Source organism: Gemmatimonas sp. (assembly GCF_031426495.1).
Classification (GTDB): domain Bacteria; phylum Gemmatimonadota; class Gemmatimonadetes; order Gemmatimonadales; family Gemmatimonadaceae; genus Gemmatimonas.
The window spans coordinates 42098-66090 of sequence record NZ_JANPLK010000080.1 but is presented as its reverse complement, the minus strand read 5'-3'; the positions used below and the strand labels follow the sequence as shown (position 1 = coordinate 66090).

The following is a 23993-nucleotide window of genomic DNA, read 5'->3' as shown; positions in this document are numbered from 1 at the left end:
CGCGGGCCTCAGCAAACAGCAATCCGAACGGCCATCGTGGCATGCCTTCATTGCGGTGTGATTGGACGACGACTGTTCTGCAATGCACGGTCAACTTGCGAGCGGGACCGGACGGTGTCGAGACCCGAAGGGCGACTTGGTACATGGTAGCAACCGGTGCGCGCCCTCCCGTATTCACGTGAGGCGCGAGAGCACCATTCGCTGACATTGTAGGAAAGCCATGCATTCCCTCCCGCATCCATCAATGACTTCCCCTGCGGACAGTGTGTTCGGTCCTGATGTTCAGCGTGATATCGAGAAGGAAGTTGGTCGACTCGCTCCGCGGATTCAGCCTCGCTGGCATCTGGTGATCGTGTTGTTCACTGTAGGGATGTCGGGCTTTCTGTACTTCGTCGGCCACGACATGCTGATGCGCTTCCTCGGCGCCGCAACGGACGGGACTCTGGCTCCCATCAATGCGGTCCGATTGGCGTTCCTGATTGCTGCTCTGATGCTCTCGGGGATCGCCCAAGGTGCCAGCGAGTTCGTGAACACGTCGATATCCCAAGGGTTTGCCAGCACTCGTTTCCGCGCCGTGTTCGCCGCTGCACCACCAGCGGCCAAAGTGATCCTCGAAGGCATCATGGCCCGCGCACTCGCGCAGGCAGATACACGGTCGATTCGGGCCATCCGCATTAGCGAGTCGGGCGACTACGTCGTTGAGTTTCGTAAGTGGCGCGGGAACGTGTTGTTCAGCATCACGCTCGCGCTGTCGATGCTGCTGTTCAGCAATGTCTCGCCGCCGCGATCGTTCGACACCATGATGGACGACGTGACGTCGAGGCGCACCGCGAGAGAGAAGGGCGAAGCGCAAGGCGCTTCTACAACGCGGCGTCGGAGTGATCAGCCGGCCGACGAGCCTCGGCCGGCCGCGCCCGCTATCAGCGAGCTTGTACATGATCGCTACATCGCCACCGAGGACGCCGAGGCGTTCGGGTTCACCATCCCTGCGCCCATGCTCGTGCAGGTCTTGGTAGAAGTGAATGGTGACGTTCCGTTGGACGTGGTAGCGACTCAGGAGAGCATTACCAAGGAACAGTGGTTGCTGGTGGCGCCGGTCGGCGAGTTCAGTGAAGCGCTCGACGGAGTGGCTGGCACCAAGAACGCACAGAGCGTCTTCGGAAATTCGCTGTCCAAGAAGGGAGCATTCCGCCGGTTTGAATCCCCGTGGGTTCGCGTGGTGACAGGTCCGCTCGTTGTCATCATCGACAACACGTCAGCGTATACACCGACGCGAGGGGATGCCGCGGTACGCCTTACGCTGCGTTCGCGAGCGGAGTAACCACGCGGCCAAGGCAATGCCATCGTAACGCAACCTCAGCTTATGGCACGCAGCAGGAATAGGAGCACGCCGGCCATCGCGCACACTGCCACCGCTGACGCGACCCACCGCAGCGGTCGCACAAGCCACGGCATGCGCCGCAGTGCATAAGCGACGCCCACCCCTGTTAGAGCAGCAGCAACGAGGTACGCATCCGTGATCGCACCGCGCCGAAGGCCGCCCCAGAGCACGGAAGCCGCCGCTGCAACCCCCAGAATATTCGCGAAGGAGGAGTCCTTCTCGATTGGTGTTTTCGGCCGGGCTGGAGGCGTGCTGGCGCGCATGTCATCCATCATTGCGCCGAATGCGTTGCCCTGGGAGTGATAGCCACAAGCGGCACATGATCCGCCTGCGTTCTGACTGTTACATCGGGGACACGTGTACCACATGAAATTGTTCGCTCGGTTACGCGTTGCGGACTCACAGGCTTGCGAGGAAGACCAGTACCGTGCGCGTAGCCAAATGCATTGTCCATCACGTGAACGCGTGATAGCGACTGATAACACCAAACATTTCTGAGGTACTGTATGCGTCGGATTACGATGTCTGTCGGACTGATATTGGTGTTGTGCGCTCCCGTGAAGGCGGCCTTCGCACAGTTCATCGGTACACGCATGACGCTCTATGAGCATTATCTCCGGCGCATGGGCGAAGATATGCGCGAAGGGCCGGGGTTTCTCGAATCGGTCATCAACTATGCCTCCATGCGGGTCGTTACCGAGCAGCTTCCGGCCACGCTTCGTTCGCGGTTAGCAGCATGCGGAACCTGCAAAGACCGAGGATTTCTGCAGCAACAGCTCGCCGAAGCCGAGCGAGATAAGGCGATCGTAGAAAAGCTGGAAACGGCGGTCGTTGAAGCCTATGGCATTGATCAGTGGACGGCGTGGAAGATGGGCGTGAAGTCACGACCACCAGCCGTGCGCAAGGAGCCCCACTTCTGCATCCTGTTGTACGATCGCGCCTACGACTGCGCGGTGAAGAATGACAACAAGTACGCGGGCAATTTCGGCGGGGCATGTCATACGGAGCAAAGGCTTCACAACCTCTGCGTTGCAGGAAACGCCAAGGCGTTTTACGAGTACCTGCAGTTTGTCCAACGCAAAGAGCGCGGTGAACTCATCTTCGAGCACGATTCGAATCAGGTCACGCACAAGGTGCACTACTACAATGCGCTACCAAACGTCGCATTCCCCATCGAGACGCCACAGCCTGAAAAGTACTATCATCTTTCCACAGACCGCGTCGCGCTCGGGTCGGTAAAGTCGCTGAGCGTGATGGGCATGAGCGGGATCGGCCCAGGTATCCGATACTCCAACCCAGAAGAGTTTCGTGAGCCGTGGCGAACGATTCTTCGTGAGGATATCGCGGCCGTGGCATCCGACGCTCGCCTGCTCTACTGTCGCTATGTCATAGAAAACGTGAATCGTGTGCAGAGCTTTTCCTTCTGGTACGCGCGGGTCCCAGCGGCGGCGGATCCTGCTCGACTTGATTCCCGCATGGCCAATCACCCGTTGTTGCGGGTTGGCGCACCGCGCACCACGTGCCCGGTCACGCTCGCGGAGGCGTACACGCTGGTGCCATTTCTGACGGATCAGCAGGTTGCGGCGCAGCTGGGCGAAAGCTTGAGGAAGCCAGGCGATCCGCCGGAGCGCACAAGTCCACAGCTCGGCGCACCGGAGCCGATGCAAAGTGCCGAAGAACGAGCCAGAATCCGGGAGTCCCGACGCACCCCGCCGCCGACACCAACGCAGAGGCGGCGACCGCCTCGGGATACGTTGCCGAGCAACGCGGGAAGCCGATAGCGCCTCCACTCGGCCCGGCCGCGCTGATGTCGCGCGACAGCGTGGCGGAATCAAACTAAAGCGAGAGGGTCTACGCTTTAGTTTTGGATTCTACAATTCAAGTGCATCGGACTGCTCCGCTAGGCGACGGCGTTAGGCGTGGGCACTCGCGTAGGAGCGATGGCGGTGGTATGGCCGGCGGAGGACAGCCGGCTTGTCCACTCGCGTGAGCAGCCGCACGTCGCGCGAGATCGACGTTTCGATGAGGCTGTCGGCCACGTAGCGCGCCCAGCGGGCGGGTTCGCCAATCACGGGCGCCGCGCCCGGATAGCCTCCGTAGTAAGGGTTCTCGTGGCCTCGTGCATTTTGCTTACCGTACTGAGTAAAAATTCTCAGTACGGTTGAGTCACCTATCGCTGAGGCGTTCGCGAACATTCGCCGCCGGCACGAACACGAACGCTTTCCCGACCTTCCGCTGCGTCAGCAATTTCTGCCCGACCAACTTGAGCAGATCACTGCGTGCTGTCTCGTAGCTCACGCCATGCGAAAGTCGGTGTGACTCCACGGTGTAGCGAGCCGCAGCGTTCTTCAGCGCGTGGTTGATCAGCGCGAGCTGTCGGGGGTTGAGCTCCGTATTTATCGCTGAGGCGCGACGTACCATCTCCTCGGCGTCATGCATCTCCACGACCTGCTTGGCGAGATACTTATGCAGGTCTCCAATGGCGCGAAGTAGCACACGCATCTGGTACAACAAGAAGTACGTCGCGTCGTTGTCGTCGGTCTCCGTATAGAGATAGGAACGCGCATACTGCGCGCGTGCCTTACGAAGGATTCGAGAGATCGACACATACTCGCACAGCCAGTAGCCTTCGCGCGCCATGCACCAGTAGAACAAGGCGCGCGCGGTTCGGCCGTTGCCATCGACGAATGGGTGATCGTACGCCAGCCAGAAGTGCAACAGGAGCGCGCGCACGGCCGGCGGTACGAATTCTCCCTGCTCTGCACCGTTGGCGTAGTCACACATCGCGCGCATGCGTGCTTTCAGCTCGGCGGCCGGCGGAGGCGTGTGCAGGCGTGTTCCTGTTTCGTCTTCGATGACGATGTGTTCGTCATCGCGCCGAAATCGTCCAGCCGCGTTGGGATCGTCCAGCGTTCCCTCGGTCATCCGTCGTTGTAGTTCGATCACGATTTCCGGTGTGAGCGGAGCGTGAATGAACTTTCGGACGTACAGCATCCCTTCATAGTTGTTCAGGATCATGCGCTCGCTTCGATTGCTGGGAGCGCGTCCCTCCTGAATCATTGCCTTGGCCACTTTTCGCGTGGTCGAGGCACCTTCAAGCTGGCTCGACGTGATCGCCTCTTCCACGATCGACGTGAACAGGTACGTGTCGCGCGTGGCGCGGTTCGTCACCAGCGCATTGCCCTGCATGTTGCCGCTAAGGCTTGCGCCGGCAGTCCGCTCGATCTGATGCAGCATGTCGAGCGCGGCGTTCGGCAGCGCGTACTGAAACAGTACTCCGCGAACGTCCTTCATTGGCAGCGGCCGGTACAGCGCACGCCTGGCCAGTTTTACGGCGATCCACTGCTCCTCTGCGGAGAACTGCGCTGAAGGGGGCGTGTGCCGGAAGGTGTCCCAGTGGCGGTACCTGCCGCCGGGCGCGGCACCGAGGCCTTCGCGCGTGAGCGCTTCAAAGCGCTCCCGCCCGTCGGCCGTGGCAATAAGGTCGGCCAGCAGCGTAGGAAAGCTTGGGGGCGGAACAGGCAGCTTCACGGCTCGGGATTCGGGGGGCGCGGCCCAACTACCAGATTCCTACTAATTCATGCTAAATTAGGAGTTGACGAATTGGCCCGCAATACTTTTATACCAATTTGGGACAAATTGGTAGCAAACCAGGAGAATCTCACCGCCCCTCCAACCGCATCACCCACAGGTCGCTCTCGCTACTCCCCACGGTCAGGTAGAACCGCCGCCCGTCGGTCGAGAAGCCGTACCGGGCCGGCTGACTCGCCGGGTCGCCGAAGTCCACCAGCGCCCGTGTGGTCCCGCCGGCGAACGGCACCGACCGGATCGCCCATCCCGTCGGCCGCCGAGAGAGGTAGTAGATCGTTTCCCCGTTTGGTGCCCACGCCGCCAGAAAGGCGTCGCCGCCGTCCAGGGTGTTGTCCACCAACAATCGGCTCTGCCCGCCCGTCGCCGCGACTACCCGAATGCCGTCGACGGCGTGGTAGGCCAGCCACGGACCGGTGGGCGACCAACGCAGGAAGTCCCCTGAGATCGCGACCACCCGGGAGGAGTCCTTCCCCGACAGCGACACGACCCGGAGGGTGTTCTGGCCGTTCCGGATCGACTGGAAACCCAGCGCGGTGCCGTCGGGGGACCAAGTCGGGTCGAGCTCGCTCGCCTGGCCGAGGGTCCGCTGGACTGATCCGGTGCCGTCCGCGTTCATGGTGTACACGTGGCGAACGCCGCCCCGGAACGAGTGGAAGGCGATCCGGCCACCGTCGCGCGACCAGACGGCGCTGAAGTCGCCCCCGGAGTCGCTGGTGATCCGGACCGGCTCGCCGCCGACCGCGGGCATCCGATAAAGATCCGCGTTACCACCCCGGTCGGAGTCGAACACCAGCCACTGCCCGTCGGTGGACACCTCCACACTCTCGATGGTCTGCCGGCCGGTGGTGAGTGGCGTGGCTGACGCGGCGGCCACGACGGGACCTGCGGCAGGAACCGGAAGGGACCAGATGTTGGAGTAGGTTCGGAACACGGAGTAGGCCAGCGCTGACCCGTTCGCGGCGAGGCTGATGCTGTGGGCGTCGAGGCCCGTCGTGAGCCGCTCGGCCGGTCCCGCTGGGCTTCCCGTGCGGGCGACCCGGACTCGGTAGACGTCCCGGTTTCCCCCTCGGTCGGAGATCCAATACAGGGCCCGACCATCGGGCGACCACTGCGGACTCTGATTGAGGGACGCTCCGTCGGTGACAGGGACCGCAGGACCGCCAGCGGTGGGGATGAGCACGATGGCGCTGTTGCCCGTGTTACCGAGATACCCGGTGCCGAAGATGAACGGGGAGTTACCTACGGCCACCGCCACCCACTTCCCGTTGGGCGACCAGGCAGGCGACGAAGGCATAGCCGGTGTCTGGAGCCGAACCGTCTCGCTGCCGGGCGCGACCGACGCAAGATTCAGGATGGGCTCCACGCTCGTGTAGGCAAGCCGCGTCCCGTCGCGGGACCAGGCCAGACCCGTCACCGCCGAGATCGAGCCCGACCCCATGGGCATCAAGGCGGTGTCCAGCTGCACCACCCGTCTTGCCGCCCCGCCAGCGGCCGGCGCCACCCAGACGCCGTCCTTGCCCTGGAAGGCGACGGAGCGCCCGTCGGGAGACCAGACAGGCGCCCGGAAGCTCTCCGTGGTGTCGGAGGTCAGTGCCATGGGCCGACCACCCGCGACTGGCTGGACGTAGACCTGGAGCTTGGTCGGCGTGCCCTGGGCGTAGGCGAGCATCGACCCGTTGGGCGAGAGCGCCGGGTCGAGTTCGAGCGCCGGATCGCGGGTCACTTGGCTCGTGCTGCCGATGGTCGGGAACGGTGCCGCCCGGTCTCGGCTTGCGAACCAGAGCGCGCCGAGCGACAAGACCACCGCGGCACCCACGCCAATCGCCAGCCCGCCGCTCAGGCGCCGCGAAGCGGGTGTCGGCGGCGCGCTTGGCCGAGAAGCGCTTGGCGGCGGCGAGACGGCTTCGGCGGCAACGAGCGCGCGCGCAAACTCAGCAACGTCGGTGAAGCGATCGGCGGGCGTCTTGGCGAGCGCCCGGTTGAGCGCCGCTGCGACGTGCTCGGGCACCGTCTCCCGCAGTGTCCGAATCTTCGGTACCGGTTCCAAGAGTCGTTTGGCCGCGATCGCCATGGCGGTTGGGCCGGTGTAGGGCGGTTCGCCTCCCAACATTTCGTAGAGCACGCAGCCTAATGCGTATTGATCGCTCCGGCCGTCGAGCCCGGATTCGCCCATCCCCTGCTCCGGGCTCATGTAGACCGGCGTGCCGAGCACGAGGCCGGTTTGCGTGAGCGCGGTGCCGCTATCGGTCGTGACGGCCCGGGCAATCCCGAAGTCGGCGACGATCGCGCGACCATTCTCCAGGAGAATGTTCTCGGGCTTGATGTCGCGATGGATGATCAGGCGTGAATGCGCGTACGAGAGCGCGGCGGCGACCTCGCCGGTGATGCGGAGCGCGTCGCTGACGGGGAGTTGGCGTTCGCGGTCGAGACGGGCGCGGAGCGACTCCCCCTCGACCAGCGGCATCACGTAGAAGAGCAGCCCGTCGGGGCCGGTGTCGGTGGCGCCGGAGTCGAAGAGCGGGAGGATGTTGGGGTGCCGGAGCGCTGCGGTGGTCCGGATCTCCCGGAGAAACCGCTCCGCGCCGAGCGCGTTCCCAAGTTCGGGGCGGAGGACCTTGATGGCGACGGGGCGGTCGTGCTTGCGATCGCTGGCCAAGTACACCGTGGCCATCCCGCCCTGCCCCAACTCGCGCTCGACGGTGTAGCGGTCGGCGAGGGCGGAGCGGAGGTGGTCGAGGGGGCGCATCGCGGAAAGTTAGCGCGTGATGAGGCGGTGCATTGTTGCGGAGTACAGGCGCGTTGCGGTATCCCGCGGCCGGGCATGTGATCTGAACATGACGTGATCGCGCTCTTCACCGACGCCGAGGAGTCCGTCACCGGCCACCTCGATGTCGCGCTCGCGCTGGCCACGCTCAACTTCGCCTAAAGCGCGGTCTTCTTCGACAGCCCGTTCGTTGGTGTGCTGGCGTATCCCGAGTCGTTCAGCGTGCCGCTCGCGCTGGTGGTTGCGGCGATAGTGATCGCTCTGGCCGTGTTCACCGCGCGCCAAGACAAGAAGTGGGCACGCGGCATCGCACTCGGCGCCGTCGCCATGATCGTAGCCGCCGCGCTCGGCGGCTTGGTGACGTCGCAGCTCGCGACCGCGATCGAGAAGTTGCACACCACCACCACATGGGGCGGCCAACTATCGTGGAGCGGCATCTACGCATTGGCGTGGGCGATGCTCACCCTCTCCATCGCCGCCGGCACCTGGGCACTCGTGCGGCGATGGGGTAGCCGAGAGGCGCTGCACGTGGGGGCGCTGATCGTGTGGGGTGGGCTCGCGTGCTTTACCGCGATGAAGCTCCCGGGCGCGAGCTATTTGTTCGCGTGGCCACTACTGGCGGTGGCAATTGCCGATGTGGTGGAGATGGTGTGGCGCGACTGCGCGGGTGCGCGTGCCGCCCGCTGGGTGGCGACCACGATCGCCGCGTCGTTCCCTGTGCCAGTGTGCTTCACGACCGATGGATACATCCTGCCGCTGGAGGGGCCTGGTGGTATTGCGATGGGCGTGCTGGTGCCGATGCTGGCGTGGTTGCTGGCGCCGCAGCTCGAGTCGTTTAGCGGGTTGATGGGTGATGAACGTCTTGCGCGATCGGCGGGGCTGATGCTGGTGGCGTCGCTGGCGCTTATCGCTGGTGGCGCGGCTACGGTCGGACGCGATGACGCGCGACCCACGCGGGAGAACCTCGTGTACGTGACGTCGCTTGATGCCGATAGTGCGTGGCTTGTCGAGCCGGCGGCCGCGATGCGCGAGGGCTCGTTCTCGGTGGCGACACGCGGTGATGCGGCTCGTCGACTGCCGCCGCAGACTGAAGCCGATTCGGCGATGCGGTGGATTCACGCGGCGTTCGGCTCGCCGCACACGGCGCTCGCCGTGCGCGGTGAGGCGCGTGTGATTGCGGATGGCCCGGACGTGTCTGTTGTCGCCGACACACTGGTTGGCGACCGCTGCCGAGGAAGCCCCTCGAAGGTTCTTGCGTGACACGACTTCCCGACGGTCTAGCACCGAGTTCAAACTCTGGGTTCTGGCTGCGTCGTTAGCGAGTGAAGGCAGCATCAAAGAGATGACCACGCCGCCCAAGTTCGCACTTGCGGCCCGGCTAGCTGGCGCACGAACATTCAGCTGGTCATCGACGCCTCGATCACTTTATGCAGCTACTATCCCTTCTCTGTTCACCGGCAGGATGGCCGGATTTGCGGTGTCGAGCTGTGGCCGGATTCTACGCTGATTCATTCGTCCTTCGCCGGAGTTCCTCCCAGTGCAGCATTCTCGCAATTCACAATGTGTCCGATCGCCGTTCAAAAAGGGCTTGACTGGGTTTTTCGCTCCTGTGCTGATCTCGGCAAGCATTGTGCTTGGTGCTTGTGGTCCTGCAGCGCCCCACGTCGACGCTCTTCAATCGCTGGCGGCGACTACGCCTACACAGTTGAAGACCAGCGCCCTGTGCGCGCTATTCAAGTACGGATCCGAGAACACCGATCTCCAGCGCGAAGAGGCCGAAGAACAGATGCGCGGTAGCGTCGTCGAATGGAATGTCCAGGTCTATGAGATCAGCAAGCTTGACGAGACCGCCTTCTTGCTGACCAGCAGTGACTGCCTTGGCCCCGATAGAGCGCCCGCCGTTTCAGCCCGAGTTGTCGCGCTCTCTGCGGAAGATCAGTCGTACGTTCGACGATTGCAGACTGGGGATATCGTAAGGATTCGCGGGCGAATCGATGGAGTTTCGTTTTCGAGGCACCTAGAACTTAATCCGGCCGTATTCGCAGACGGGACGACGCTCCGTGCTGCTGTCGCTCAGGTTGAAAGCAGGGCGGTGGTCGATGCGCCAAAGGAGAAGGCAAGGAAGAGTGCGATTCCACCCGTATGTCGTTTCATTCAATCAAACTCCAACCCGGCCGTCTTTGATTCAATTTTCGCCGACGCGCCTAAGGAATACTTCGCAGGCGGCGAAGTGTATTTTGACCGAGATATGTGGTTCCCGCACGCAATGTGTACGCAGGATGCGAGTGAATACGCTGAGTATCTTGATATGAAAGTCGATGAAGGTGTTCTGGACGCACGGTTAGTGCGATTCGTAGCATCGCGACTTGGAGCGGATTACAGCCCTCCTCCTAGATCTGAACGTGGGCGATTTATGGAACGCGTTAGAAGCTTTCTCGACAGCAGGATGATGTTTGGAAGTGCTGCTTCCGACGTGCGTAATGTGATCCGATTCAAGGCTGGAGGAGAATGCGAACGCATCGTCATCCGCGCTATGAACGGAGAAGCGGACGCGATTGTGCTATTCGCGGACACCTTGGAGCTCCCGGAGGTCTGTCGTGATCGCGAAAACCTTTAGGATGTCGTTGGCCTTTTGCCGTCTGTGGCGCTCGCGTTTAGCGAACATCGATGCTGCAGCGGTGAGGATAGCGATTGCTCGTATGTGACCGTGCGAGGGCGTGAACAGTTGAAGTTCGGTAGGTTACCGAGAATGCCGAAGAAGTGTGCAGTGCGCTCACGCAGCGCAGCCGAGGTCGCGTTCTTGAGGTGCGGAATGGGAATCGTTGGCAACTCTTTTACGATATTGACGCGGGCGCACCGCCATCTTCGGCTCGGTGCGATCCCCGCGTCAGCAACCATTTCCGCTTGCGCTCCGATAGGGCGTGGGGCTCAGAAGTACTGCCGGCGGTAGCCCGGCAGCCGAGTACGCGTTTCGACGATGGCGACCATGCTCGTTTCGGTCGAAGTCGATCCACTGAACAGCTGATGCCGATCACTACTGCACGGTCGCCACATGATTGTTGTTCAGTCAGCCGCTTCGGGGTGCGTAATCGCGTTCGCGAGGCGGACCCATTTTTGAACCCCGACCAACCGATGTTTATTCTGTCGCAGCTTGCTAGTCTGTGGCGAAATCATACCCGCAGAAGCGACACCGGCGAGCGGCAAGTCGAACTCGCTCAGCACAGTCCGGGCACACCTTCGAGTCCTCATCTGGCAAATCGGTACGCCCTGCGCTCGGCGGGTGAAGCATTCGCGGTGGTTCTTGGTTTCTTTCTTCGATGCGGGAAACTCCTTCGCTCAGCGGCTTCGACAGTTTCGAATCAGCGCCAGCCCTCTGTGATGCCTGAATGCGTGCCGTTTCCTTGGCGCCGGTCCGCTGTGCATCAATCGCCACATTTGCTTGCACGAGATCGCGTACCTTCTCGCTCCGTAGGTCGATTCCGACAATGTCTGATCCTCGGGCACGAAATGCTTCAAACCATTGTTCGAGGGTGCTGCGGACCAACTCGCTCAGTGGATCTGCCGACATCGAAATAACCGATCGAACGCCCATCAGGCCACTACTCTCCGACTCGATTCTCGCTATGTAGCCAACAATGGCGGAGTCGCTTCGTACAATCACATTCTCGCTTTCGATAGAGTCGCGGATCGCCTTACCAACCTTGACTCCAGCTCGCCCGAAAGTGCCTTGTACAGAGACCACGACGCCAAGAGAGCGAAAGCGAAAGACGCTCAGGAAATGCTCAGCTTGCCCGATGGTCTCCTTTGCGGATCCCAGCAGAAAGAACGCTCCGAACATGCGTGCTGAAAATCGGGCAGCGACGCCTGGCATGTTTGGTGCGTTCGAGAATGCGGAGCCGTCAGCGAGGTAATCTGGTCGTGCGAGCATCAGACCGAGTGCTGTGAGCGTCATTGCCGCAGCGACTGCTAGCACGATGTCGGGCGACATCGGCAGTTTGGGTTCGACGAGCTCCGGTTGTGTCTCTAAGACGATGTCCCCTGAGTATTCGCCAGTGTTACCGACACCACCCGGCTGCATCGCGAAGCCGAACACTCGGCCACGATTTGGCGCACCGCTGAAGGGGCGCAGAGACATCAGTTCATGCTCAAGGCCAATCGGAATCTGCAGTGGATCCCCACCACCAGCCGCCGTAAATCGAAACTCCTCACGAAAAAGCGAAGGAGTCGAAGATTGAAAATGCGACTGCACAAATCGAAGTCGCACCGCACTTGAGGCGAAAAGCCCTAGAATGACTATCCAAGGAAACGACGGGCGAAGTGCCTGAACAGCCTCTGACTGCACGAACGTCAAGCCCCACAGAAAGCATGCTACCAGCGCGGATAGAAGAGCAGCCGAGGTCGCGCTGGAGACAGCAAGAATCAACTGTTCCCGAACTCTTCGCGAGAGTAACGGGAACTGTGTCGGGAAGAGACGGTGTGCCAACCGATATTCATCAACGGATGGGAGCTTGAACGCTGGCAGCTCGCGCCTCATGAGTGGCACAGCGAGGTCTGCCTCGTAGTCGGCCAAGTCAGCCGGCGCACGCGGGGGCATTACGAGTGTGCCAACTTGACCGATACCGCGAACCACCTGCTGCAGGCCGCCAATCGCGAGAACAAACGCGCTCACGCCGAGTATCAATCCCACCACCGGCGGCAAACCTATTGAGTCGCTCGATGAGGCGACCATCGCTCGAATTCCGGAAATCGCTTCATTTCCGACGTAAGCCGCCGCGAGAACCTTCAAGGTACCACACGCGAGGTTCGTGTACCCTGCCAGCCTCATCGGATTACGGCCAGTCAGATTCTGAGCAGTAGCGATTGGAGATACCACTTGGCGACATCCTCGATACGTTGGAAGTGAGCTCTCGGCCAGACAACGGCCGGATGACCCGTGCACTCAGTCTGGCAAGAGCTCCGGCGTGGGACGCTATTCACGTACTATCTGTAGCTGCCACCCGCCAGCGAAAAGCGTTTCCGCAGGTCCTCATAGCAATACGGCTGTCGGACGCACTGAGCCAGCTGACGTTCAACTGCTAGACTTTCGTGGACAGAGAACGCTCATCGTTCTCGTCGCAGTTATCAATCCGCGGAGCGATCCCTCGGGCACACTCTTTTTGGCAATCGCAGGACCGTGCGAAATCGCGAGACTTACTCTGCTACTGTAAGTCCCTGATGTGAGCCACATAGAGCTCCTTCAGACAAGTCGTTATTGCAGGGGAAGCTTCGCAACCTGCGCGAACGGTTAGCCACGAACGCTGCTGTTCGACGGAGGTTCGTTGTTCCGAGCGTGCGCGCCTATAGAGTCGTGCCATTGTCGCATCGAGCGAACGTAGTGCTGCGTCACCGCAGATTGTTCGCTCCACCAGTGAGAGACGTGCCGAAGAGCAGTCATAACTTGCTGCAGCTAACCGCGGCGGCTTCGAGGGCATCGTTGCTATTTCTTCTTGGTCTAGCGATGGCGGGCCAGAGATACCAGTCGAATCTGCATCTTCAGTCACTGGCTCACGACTCTCTAAAGTCTTAGCGAACGACTGTGGGCTCGGCAGCGCAGCATGTTCCGATTCCGACAGCGCCGACGACTCGACAGACATTGGCGCTATCTCGCCAACGCTCTCGGGCGATGGCGATGTGCGCTTGTCATCGACGTTTATCACCCAAATGAAAACTGCCAGCATTCCGCAGATGGCGACAACAGTTCGCCGTCTCTCGCCACTCATGATTCTTGTGGTTTACGGTCGTCCACTGTTTTGGCGATACTCGGACGCAGGCGCTGCGATCTTCCAACATGGCTTGCATTTGCCAACTTGATTCTTCCTCCTGCGCCATCATTCAATTGATGACTCAGAAAAACGTGAATTGATTGTTGATCACGCGCTTGGTGTCGCGGACAGCAGAGCTGAGCTTTCCGGGGTCCCCTGGATACTCTAGTAAACTACCGCGTGTGCGCCCCCCCCCCTCGTATCACGATACCCCGTGGACACTTTCCTCGGTGGACACCTCAAATCCGGCCACTGATCGACACCGCAAAACCGGGCGCTCCTGTTTCCGTACGTCCGTCAGGTTGTCGACGAACTTACGTCGCGCAGTCCATTCGGTCGGATTGTCCTGCCGCCAACAAGCGTGATGGCACTGATGACGAAGTTCAATGCCGATGAAGCTACTGGTGTGAGGCAGCAGCGACCGCCAGCCTGAGGGACTTCTGAGTGCAACAGGTCTAGATCGGCACGCGGCAGTCGACACATCGAGACACTCGAAATCGCCAATGACAGCACCCTTCGCGTGCAAGAGGTGTCCACCCTGTGCATTGCTCCGCACTACGTGTAGCCTCGCGGCGTGGTGGCCGTCGTTGCGGTGTCGATCAGTGGCCGGACTTGAGGGGCGCGACCTCAGCACAACGGGGTGGAGAGGTGACCTCACTCGCGTGAATTCGGATGTCTGTGATATTTCTTTGAATTCTCGCGAACGAGCAGACAAGATCAAACCCCCGTGCTACCGCTGACGCGCTATCATATGCGCGCGATACGATTTAAGTGCTGCAGCAAGTTCCGGCTCCGAAGTGGACTTGATGCGGGCAACGTACGCATCCGAGTACCGGGCTACGGCACCACTTTGATCTGCCCAATAAAACTTCGGATCCTCTTTGACCTTCAAATGGTGTCCGAGTGCTCGAAACGGGAACTGTGTGAGACTAACCTTCCCGATGAAGATTCCAAGCCCGCCCGTCTTTCCGTTCCGCGTAATAATGTCAACTTCGCGATATGGATGCGTTCTGTTCGGGTCAACTCGCTGCTGGATCAGCACCGGTGGGCCAGCGCCCGCCGTTGCATCGATGCCAACTGTGATATCGGCTTGGCTGATCTTTTTCGTTGAGATCAAAACGGGATGGAATACCGTCATTAGGCGACCGGTATCCGCTGATGCCGACTCGAGCTCAACGACTAGGGTACGGAGTTGTGCGTTGAACTGTCGGACGCTCGGAGATGTCGATAAATCCTCTTCGCTCTTGCGCACGAAGGAGATGGGGTCGACTGGAGCAGCCAACGAAAGCGGTAGGAGCGCGAGGTTGATGTCCGCTGAAATATCCCTTCCAAATACTACCTTCGCAACATCGCGAAAGTTTGTGATGGCTGCTTGCGCGAGTGAATAGACAATTACTCCGAAGCCGGGTTCGTTGTAGAAGTGAATTGCGTTGTCACGATAGTCGACAAGCAACTCGAGATTCTTCGCTGTTGCGCCAAAATCCACACCGGCCGGAAAGTACGGAGTGGCGCGATTGAGTGAGTCGGAAAGACTGTATGTTCGATACGGTTCGTTGATGCGCTTCTTCTAGAATATCCGAACACGATTCTTCGATAGCATTGCCTTCAGCAAGAGTTCCCATGCGTTGACGAGTAGGATGACCGTGCACTCATCGCGGTACTCGATTCGCGGCTTGTTGTAGATCTCAAGCGCAGCAGATAGAGCAGAGACAGAATTGCCAAGCAGAGCGCGGTATGATCCGAACTGGTTCACGTATTGCCAGTGAGTGGGTAGCCATCATTGACGCAGGGAGCACTCGAAAACGCAGCGAGGGCAGGGGCCCATCGGCTAGTCGACGTACGCATACGACTGGGGCGCAATCCCACTCGCCAAGTACTCGGAGACGCTTTTTGGCTTTCGGAACTTCCTCACCTTTTTGATTTCGATTGCGTACGCGACATCACGCCCGTGAAAGTACGAAGAGAAGAACTCCTTGGAGATCCCAGAGTGCTCCTTCGTATGCTCCCAAAGACTTTCCGGATCATCCGCGTGTACAGACTCAATGGTGAACTCGCCTATCACCATGCCAACTGGCATTGTAGCGTAGATAACAACTGTCTGGACGCGTGGGTCGCGGTGGATGCGCTTCCGAAACTCGAATCGCTTCGTGCCATCGAGGATCCTCCGAGCGTACTCGGGTCTAATTGATAACAAGATCTTCATCGAGATTTGCGGCCTCTAGTACGGTTCGTAGTTGTTCGCGTGTGAGCGGCATGAAGCCCCAGTACGCCCCGGGATCGAATCCCATTTCTTCGATCATCTTACCGCGCGTAACGCGGCGTGGGAGAGCAAAATTGTAAGTAAATCTCAGAACATGGGGATACTTCTTGCTTTTCCAAAAGTCCTCTAGCTCAGAGAGCTCAAATACGCTGTACGGCAGACAATACTTGATGAATGCATCCTTGTCGGGAAACGAACTGATGTTTCGGTACCGTTCAACCACGCAAACGGACGTGACGACTGATCGGTAGTGAGCCGCACCCACGCCATCGGTGGTTCGGTAGATCAACAGAATGTCGCCCGAGCGCAGATCCTGCATTCCCTTCATCGCCGCAAGGTAAACCTTGTGAATGCTATTGGTATGCGAGACGTCCTCGACAATTGACGCGTCTTCGGTTTTGAGAATGGAGTCCGGGAGTAGTCTCGTATGCCACTTTGGATAAAGTGAAAGCATGTAGATCGCGTTGTCGCCGATCTTTGCTATCGGATATCGCTGTAGCAGGTTGGGCTGATCCTTCGGAATTTCTTTGAGCAACACCAGCTCGGTTCCGTTCGGGCTTGTCTTCGTCGCGACGCTCTCAAAGCCATATCGATGGAAGAGTGCAACCAGCGCCCCGTGCCTTTCGAATGCGGTGACGTAGATCTCTTGAACCTTCTCGGCAATTGCGTGATCGAAGATTTTCTTGACGAAGCGTTCGCCGAGCCGAGTACCGTGCGGATTGATCTTGAGGGTGCCGACCTTCAGCCGCCGCGCAGCTGCAAGTGGGGGTTCAACGTCCGACAGCGGTCCATCCTCGATCTTGAGATAGAGAAAGCCGTCGATTGCACCGCTGTCGCCGCGAAATACATACGCGGACTCATTCGCCTTCTTGGCAAACCACACTGGGAATTCTGCGTAGTCGGCCTTTAAAGAGTCGAAGAAGGGATCGGACAAGTCGATGTCGCTGAACTGCGTCTTCGAAAGACTCATTGAGATTCTCTTTGGGGTGTACTTTCGCTGCCTAACCGCCAGCGTTTGCCGCAGGGCCCTTCCACCGGATGCGACCAGCGACCGAATGGAGCAAGGTCGCCATCCTTGAAGGCGCGGACAGCACCAACGCGAGATTTGACACCTCCCGCGCGCGAACTGGCAGGACCAAGTCGGCGAGGTGGTTTTTAGGCAAGGAGCCGGTAGTCAAGCAACTGCTCTTCCCAGTACTGCCAATTGTCAACTTCGAGGAGACATCCGATATCACTCACTATCGTCGAGCTATCCTCCTCTGAGATCTCCTCAATGACGCATCGGAGATCTTCGAGAAGCTTGAACACCTTTGACAGTCGCGGGTGCTGCTTGTTTGCGGTATACATCTTCGATCCAGACATGTCTTCTGTTTCAAGTATCCAACCGCTCTTGGTTGCCTTGTGGATGTCTGAACCCCAAAGATCCCAAGTAGTGTGCTCGGGTCGCCAACGTTCCTGCGCTAAACTTGCGTAGATGGCTCGAGTTTCAATGCGCCCAAGTGAGTCCAGAGCGACTCGAACTTCCTTCTTTGTCGCTTCGTATCGTGTAACAGCGTCGCTGAACTGGTTTCGGATTTTCCGGACTTCGGTAGCATCCTTGGCTAGCTCCAGGAGACGAATGCGTTCCCGCAGTTCACGCACGACAACTTCGTTATCTCTATAGAGCTGTCTTGCTGCCTCTGTGAGCTCCTTCTCCGTCTCGAGCTGCTTTCGGTCTACCGTTGCCGGAATCGGAAGTGCGGCGAGAATCAAATCCAGAGACGTCAGGAAGTCATTCTTCTTGAGAGTCCAGCGCGGTGTAGCGGTCGCAGTATGTGGGTTGAATTCGGCAATCCGATCTCTCAGTTCGTCCAGGCCGGTTGAGTCCATTCGCGACGACTGTCTACCGAGAAATACGACACCAGGATCCCTTGCGGAAGACGGTGCCACCAATGGGAAGACCGGTTTCTTGGTTGCCCATGCGGCGCCCATTTCTGCAAGACAGAAGCGACTTGCGTAGAAATTTGGTGTCAGTACCAAGATAACGATCGCCGAATCGGACATACTCGCGTCGATCCAGTGAATGAACTCAGCACCTGTTTCGATGCCCGCTCCTTCAACGGAGGTGCAGACGATGTCGACGAGATTCAAATGACATCCCAGCTGAAGCAGATCGACTAGAGAATCGACGAGGGGCTTGTCATTTCCGGAATGACTGATGAACACTTTTGCCACTTTGGCTCTCGATTGAGGGTGCAAGTGCCGTGGTTCCACTTCTGACGAGATTCCTACTGAGCGAGAGGTTGGGTAAGGCTACCTAACCTAGATTCGCTCGACCGACTCGACACCGGTCGAGCAGCGTGTACGGCCGAATCCATACAATCCGCGCTCGCTCGCAAGTCCGCAAGCAGCTCTAGCGAAAGCAATTCAACCGGTTCGTTCCAAGAGCCGCGGCGCCAGCCGTAGTTATGCCGAACGATCTAACGCGCCACATTCCTGCCCCCGCACAAAACAACGCCCGGTCGACTGTCCAAGTCGACCGGGCGTCATCACTTCCACCAGCGCGAATCCCTACCGATCGAACCCAGCAGTCTCATCCGGCACAAACACCGCCTGCGGCGCACCCGGCCCGCCCTTCTCCACCTTGCTCCGCGTGATCTCCGGCAATCCCGCCGCCTTCAACATCGCGTTGATCTTGGGCAGGTCCGCGGCAATGATGCGCTCCATGCGCGCCATCTGCAGGTCGAGCTTCGGGTTCAGCACCGCCAGTACATCGTACGCCTGCTTGGGCGGGCGACGCTCGCCGCTCGAGACGAAGCTCAGCAAACTCGAGAACTGGTTGTTCAACCGGATCGGGAAGTTCAGCGGATCCTGTCCCGACTGATTCTTCGTCTGATAGACTGAATCCTCAACCGCGCTCAACGAGTCCGCGAACTTCTTCGCCAACGGCGCAAACGCGGCGTTCGCCGTCATCTTCGCCGTACGATCCGTGACGTCGCTCTTCAGGTTGCGGATCTCGATCACGCCCTTGTTCGCGTCGCTCATGCGGTCGCGCACCTGCAGCGCCATCCGCGTCTGCTCCACCAAGTCCGCTTCGGTCGCTTCCGAGCGCGGATCGGGCTTCACGACAAACGTGTACTGCACCGGCGCCGCACTGCCGGCGGTCATCTTCACGCTGTACGTGCCCGGCGCCATCGACGGGCCGGTGCCACGTCCGCCCCACAAGATCATGCCGCGGAACGTGGTGGCATCAGGGTGACGCATGGTCCACGTATACCGGTTCACGCCCTTCCGGTTGCTTGGGCGAGCCGGCGCCGCCGCACCGAAGCCACGTCCACCACCAGGACCACCCGCGGCCGGCGTGGGGTTGGTATCGGTGCTCGCAACGGTCGCCAACAGCTTGCCGGCCTTGTCGTAGAACTGGAACGTCACCGGCATCGAATCGCTCGGCAACCGATACACGAACGTCGGCGCGGCCTGTCCGTTCAGGCGCAACACCGGCACCGGCTTGTACAGATACGGCGCGCTCGCGGCCTTCTCGGTCTCGGGCTCCCAACGCAACGGCGTGAGGTTCTCCATCACCCAGAACGCACGACCGTGCGTGCTGATCGCGAGATCGTCGTCGCGCAGCATCATGTCGCTCACCGGCACCGGCGGCAGATTCTTCTGCAGGCTCTTCCAGTTCGCGCCCGCGTCATGCGACACGTACACGCCACGCTCGGTGGCCGCGTACACCATGCCCGGACGATGCAGGTCTTCACGGATCGCACGCGTGAAATGCTCCGACGCGATGCCGTTCGTGATCTTGGTCCACGTCACACCGTAGTCGGTGGTGCGATAGAGATACGGCGCGAAGTCGTCCATCTGATAGCGGTTGCCCGCCACCCACGCCGTACCCGGGTTGTGCGGCGACGCTTCGATGATGCTCCAGCGCATCCACTCCGGCAGTCCCTTCGGCGTCACGTTCTTCCACGTCACACCGTTGTCGCGCGACACGTGCAACAACCCGTCATCGCTACCCGTCCAGATCAAACCCTTCGTGAGCTTCGACTCGGCCAACGTGAACACGGTGCCGTAGTACTCCACGCTGGTCTGGTCCTTCGTGATCGGGCCACCCGAGCTGCCCAGCGTGGCGGGATCGTTGCGCGTGAGATCGCGCGAGATCGGCGTCCACGTGGTACCGCCGTTGGTGGAACGGAACACGACGTTCGACCCGACATAGATCGTGTTCGGATCGTGCGGCGAGTGCACGATCGGGTACGTCCACTGGAAGCGATACTTCGAATCCTTGGCATCGTGGCCCATGGGATCGAGCGGCCACGGATCGAGCGACAGCGACTTGCCGGTGCGACGGTTCAGCACGTCCATGCTGCCACCGTAGTTCGCGCCGAACATCATGTCGGGATCGTCGGGCTTGCTGCTGATGTAGCCCGACTCACCGCCCGCCACACCGTAAAACGTGGAGAACGGCGACGGCGGCGCTACTGGCCCACCAGGTCCACCGGGTCCACCAAATCCACCACGACCGAACGCCGGCGTTTCACGCACCGGGCCGCACGACGAACCCGCGTCCTGCTTCGCACCACACACGTGATACGGATAGTGGCTCGTGAGATGTACGTGATAGTACTGACCCGTCGCCACCGCCACGGCCTGGCGCGTGGTGCCGCCGTCCTTCGTGATGATCACGCCGTTGTCGTGCGCCACCGCGATGCGCTTGGGATCGGTGGGGTCGATGTAGATGTCGTGATTGTCGCCACCACCGAAGCCGGCCGCGAACGTCTTGCCGCCATCCTTCGACACCATCGGACTCACCTGCGGCGCGTACACGACGTTGGTATCCTTCGGATCGGCATACAACTTCGAGTAGTACCACGAGCGCTGACGCAGATTGCGATCGCCGCTCATGAAGGTCCACGACGCACCGGCGTCGTCGCTGCGATACACACCACCATTCGCCTCATGCTCGAGAATCGCCCACAAGCGACTCGGCTTGGCCGGCGACACCGTGATACCGATCGCGCCCAGCAGACCCGTCTGCGGCAAGCCCTTCGCGCGCGTGATCTCCTGCCACGTGTCGCCACCGTCGGTGGTCTTGAAGATGCCGCTGCCCGCGCCACCGCTCACCAGCAACCACGGCTTCCGCCCGGCCTGCCAGAAGGTGACGTACATGATCTTCGAGTTCGACGGATCCATGATCATGTCCGCGACACCGGTGCTGTCGTTGCGGAACAGGATGTTCTTCCACGTCTTGCCGCCGTCGGTGGTGCGATACAGGCCGCGTTCCTTATTCGGACCAAAGACGTGGCCGAGTGCGCCGACGAAGACGATGTCGGGGTTGTTGGGATCGATGCGCACGCGCGAGATGTACTGCGTCTCCTTGAGACCCATGTACGTCCACGTCTTGCCGGCATCGATGCTCTTCCACACACCGTCACCGTGCGACACGTTGCCGCGGATCGGCGTTTCACCACCGCCCACCCACACGACATCGGGATTGCTGTGCTGCACGGCAATCGCGCCGATGGTGCCACCGAAATACTTGTCGGTCACGGGGAGGGCCGTCTTGCCACCGTCGGTGGTCTTCCAGACGCCGCCGCCGGTGGTGCCGAGGTAGTACTCGTCGGGGCGCTGGGTAGAGCCGGCCACGGCGACCATACGGCCGGTTTGGTTGGGGCCGATGTTGCGCCAGGAGACGCCGAAGGTGGTGTCGGCGGCTCGGGGCTGGGCGCCGGGTCTTGGCTGGGCGGAAACGGCGCTGGCGGATGCGAGGCAGCCGGCGGCGAGGAGGAGACGGGAGGTGGGGGGCACGATTGGCATTGGGGGTTGGGCGGGACGGTAGTGCTGTTGCTTGAAGAAACGTTGCTCGGGGTGGGAGCGCTGGGGGGCTTTGGGCTTTGGGCTTTGGGGCTTTGGGCTTTGGGCTTTGGGCTTTGGGCCGTGGGCTTTGAGCTTTGGGGGGGCTATGGGCGGCGATAGGCTTGGCGGCCGCCTATGATGGTTTGGAGGACGCGAGTTTTGAGGAGGTCAGATGGGGGGATGGTCATGATGTCGGCGGAGAGGACTACGAAGTCGGCGAACTTGCCGACCTCCAGCGAGCCGGTCTCCTGCTCCATAAACGCTGCGTAGGCGGCGTCCTTCGTGTAGTGCCGCAGGGCGGCTTCGACGGTGATGCGGTTCTCGGGGTACCAGCCGCCCTTGGGGGTGCCTTCCTTGGTCTGGCGGGTGACGGCGGTGTAGATGCCCAGCAGGACGTCCATCGGGAAGACGGGGTAGTCGCTGCCAAAGGCCTGGGTGGCGCCGGCGGCGTCGAATTTCTTGAAGGCGTTCGCCCTCGAACTACGCTCGGGGCCTAGCAGCGGGGCGTAGTTCTGGAGGGTGGTTTGGTCGGGGGTGGCGAAGACGGCCTGGGTGCTGGCGATGACGCCGAGTTGCTTGAAGCGGGGGAGATCGGTCAGGGCGGGCACTTCGATGTGCTCGATGCGATGACGGCGGCCCTGGGTGCGGTTGACCTTGGCGGCGTGGGCGTAAGCGTCGAGGGCGGTGCGAACGGCCCGGTCGCCGATGGCGTGGAGCTCCACCTGAATGCCGGCGGAGTCGTAGCGGGCGACGCCCTTGTTCAGGGTGGCGGCGGGCCAGAAGGGGAGCCCCGTATCATCTGACCCGGCATAGGGTTCGAGCATGGCGGCGGTCTTGGCGTCCACCGTTCCATCCAGCATGCCTTTGGCGATCCCCACGCGCAGCCACGGGCCGGTGGTGCTGTCGCGCAGCATGGTATAGCGCCGAACGGTCGCGGCCGAGGCGTCGGGGGTGAACGGGAAGGCGGCACGGTAGCGCACGCGCAGGGTGTCGGCTTTGGCGGCGGCGCGCAAAATCGTGAAAACGGGGTGCTCGGGGGCGCGACCGCTGGCGTCCTGGATCAGTACGATGCCGAACGACGCGGCCTTTCGGGTTTCCTCGTCGATACGGCGGGCGATGTCGGCCACGGTGGGCTCGGGGATGAGGCGCACTACGAGCTGGCGGGCGGCCTCTTTCAGCAAGCCGGTGGGCACGCCTTGGGCCTCGCGCTCGATCACGCCGCGCGGGGGATCGGGGGTTTCGGCGGTCACCTTGGCCAGTGCCAAGGCGCTCCCGTTGGCAATGGACTGATGGCCGTCGCGGTCGGTGAGCACGACCGGCTGGTTGGGGAACGCGGCGTCGAGAAAGCGGCGATGCGGCGTGTTGTTGGGGAAATCACTCGGGGTCCAGCCGCGCCCCACCACCCACGCCTCGGCGGGTCGCTTGGCGGCCCACGCTTTGAGGCGGCGCACGATCTCGGCCGGCGACTTGGCGTCGGTGAGGTCGGCCTGAGCGGTGGTTGGCAGATGCCAGTGGGCATCACTGAAGCCCGGCACCACTCGGCGGCCCTGTAGGTCGACCACCTTGGTGGACGGCCCGCGATACGCCAGCGCTTGGGCGGCGGTCCCCACAGCGACAAGCTTGCCGTCGCGGACGGCGAGGGCCTGGGCCGACGGCTGCGCGGCGTCGCCGGTCCAGATGCGGGCGTTGGTGTAGATCGCGTCGGCTGGGAGTGCCGCGGGCTGGGCGGACAGCGACGGTGCGAGGGCGGCCAGCGTGGCCAGCGTGGCCAGCATGCCAAGCATGCGGAGGGGCAGGTGCATCGGCGAGTTCGACATGCGCTCCGATATAGTGTTCCGGCCGTCCGAACACTATATCCGCTGCGTCAGCTTGTCCGTCTCGCCATCGCTCTTCTCCAGCCAGCTCCCCCGCCATGCTCGTCGTCCAGGTGTTTGTGCACGTGCTCCCGGAGCATGTGGCCGCGTTCAAGGCCGCCACGCTCGATAACGCCACGAACAGCGTACTCGAACCGGGCATCGCGCGCTTCGACGTGCTGCAGCAGGCCGACGATCCCACGCGCTTCACGCTGATCGAGGCGTATCTCACCGATGCCGCGCCGGCCGAGCACAAGGCGACGGCACACTATGCGCGGTGGCGTGATACGGTGGAGCCGATGATGGCCTCGCCGCGCACGAATGTGAAATACGAGTCGATGTTTTTTCCCATTTAAGCTTTTCGCAGTTCTCTTTGTCTCTTTGCCTCTTTGTCTCTGTGTGATCAGTTCTACCGTACCGGTTGCGAGGCTGCGGAACTGATCGCACAGAGGAAAGGAGAAAAGGAGACAAGGAGAACGGCAACAGCTTTTCTTTTTTCGGGTGT

General features: G+C 61.0%; 14 protein-coding genes and 1 pseudogene. 5 read left to right on the top strand and 10 right to left on the bottom strand.

Annotated features, from left to right (window positions below):
- Nucleotides 1–244: 244 nt before the first annotated feature.
- Nucleotides 245–1321, top strand: coding sequence for a hypothetical protein (locus tag RMP10_RS20250; RefSeq protein WP_310571899.1), 1077 nt, complete (start codon nt 245–247; stop codon nt 1319–1321).
- Between the two features lie 617 nt (nt 1322–1938).
- A complete protein-coding gene (locus RMP10_RS20245) occupies nt 1939–3162 on the top strand; it encodes a hypothetical protein (RefSeq protein WP_310571898.1) in 1224 nt (407 codons plus the stop codon).
- 132 nt (nt 3163–3294) lie between these two features.
- Here the strand turns inward: RMP10_RS20245 and RMP10_RS20240 are convergent, their stop codons facing one another.
- The 3 genes from RMP10_RS20240 to RMP10_RS20230 form a co-directional block, all read right to left on the bottom strand.
- Entirely contained in the window at nt 3295–3453 is a 159-nt protein-coding gene (locus RMP10_RS20240; RefSeq protein ID WP_310571897.1) for a hypothetical protein, read from the bottom strand.
- A 94-nt stretch (nt 3454–3547) separates the two neighbouring features.
- Nucleotides 3548–4912: a Fic family protein gene (locus tag RMP10_RS20235; RefSeq protein WP_310571896.1), complete on the bottom strand. Its 1365-nt coding sequence runs from the start codon at nt 4910–4912 to the stop codon at nt 3548–3550.
- 130 nt (nt 4913–5042) lie between these two features.
- Nucleotides 5043–7718, bottom strand: coding sequence for a protein kinase (locus RMP10_RS20230; RefSeq protein WP_310571895.1), 2676 nt, complete (start codon nt 7716–7718; stop codon nt 5043–5045).
- A gap of 213 nt (nt 7719–7931) precedes the next feature.
- Here RMP10_RS20230 and RMP10_RS20225 point away from each other — a divergent pair, with 213 nt between their 5' ends.
- Together RMP10_RS20225 and RMP10_RS20220 are read left to right on the top strand one after the other, a co-directional pair.
- Complete coding sequence (locus RMP10_RS20225) at nt 7932–8996, top strand: hypothetical protein (protein WP_310571894.1); 1065 nt, start codon at nt 7932–7934, stop codon at nt 8994–8996.
- Nucleotides 8997–9273: 277 nt separating this feature from the next.
- Complete coding sequence (locus RMP10_RS20220) at nt 9274–10353, top strand: hypothetical protein (protein ID WP_310571893.1); 1080 nt, start codon at nt 9274–9276, stop codon at nt 10351–10353.
- 537 nt (nt 10354–10890) lie between these two features.
- Here the strand turns inward: RMP10_RS20220 and RMP10_RS20215 are convergent.
- The 7 genes and pseudogenes from RMP10_RS20215 to RMP10_RS20190 form a co-directional block, all read right to left on the bottom strand.
- Nucleotides 10891–12522 (bottom strand): zinc ribbon domain-containing protein, encoded by a 1632-nt coding sequence (locus tag RMP10_RS20215; protein ID WP_310571892.1) that lies wholly within the window; start codon nt 12520–12522, stop codon nt 10891–10893.
- A 1745-nt stretch (nt 12523–14267) separates the two neighbouring features.
- Nucleotides 14268–15290, bottom strand: a pseudogene (locus RMP10_RS20210) (DUF3644 domain-containing protein).
- A 75-nt stretch (nt 15291–15365) separates the two neighbouring features.
- Nucleotides 15366–15740 carry an ASCH domain-containing protein gene (locus tag RMP10_RS23475; RefSeq protein ID WP_345785832.1) on the bottom strand — a complete coding sequence of 125 codons (375 nt, stop codon included), beginning with the start codon at nt 15738–15740 and terminating at the stop codon, nt 15366–15368.
- A complete protein-coding gene (locus RMP10_RS20205; protein WP_310571890.1) occupies nt 15718–16767 on the bottom strand; it encodes a hypothetical protein in 1050 nt (349 codons plus the stop codon). Before RMP10_RS20205 ends, RMP10_RS23475 begins: the two co-directional genes overlap by 23 nt.
- Before the next feature lie 185 nt (nt 16768–16952).
- Nucleotides 16953–18011 carry a toll/interleukin-1 receptor domain-containing protein gene (locus RMP10_RS20200; protein ID WP_310571889.1) on the bottom strand — a complete coding sequence of 353 codons (1059 nt, stop codon included), beginning with the start codon at nt 18009–18011 and terminating at the stop codon, nt 16953–16955.
- A 336-nt stretch (nt 18012–18347) separates the two neighbouring features.
- Nucleotides 18348–21587 carry a glycosyl hydrolase gene (locus RMP10_RS20195; protein ID WP_310571888.1) on the bottom strand — a complete coding sequence of 1080 codons (3240 nt, stop codon included), beginning with the start codon at nt 21585–21587 and terminating at the stop codon, nt 18348–18350.
- A 152-nt stretch (nt 21588–21739) separates the two neighbouring features.
- Complete coding sequence (locus RMP10_RS20190; RefSeq protein ID WP_310571887.1) at nt 21740–23452, bottom strand: amidohydrolase; 1713 nt, start codon at nt 23450–23452, stop codon at nt 21740–21742.
- A gap of 95 nt (nt 23453–23547) precedes the next feature.
- Between RMP10_RS20190 and RMP10_RS20185 the strand changes: the two genes are divergently transcribed.
- Nucleotides 23548–23844 (top strand): antibiotic biosynthesis monooxygenase, encoded by a 297-nt coding sequence (locus tag RMP10_RS20185; RefSeq protein ID WP_310571886.1) that lies wholly within the window; start codon nt 23548–23550, stop codon nt 23842–23844.
- The last annotated feature ends 149 nt before the right edge of the window (nt 23845–23993 follow it).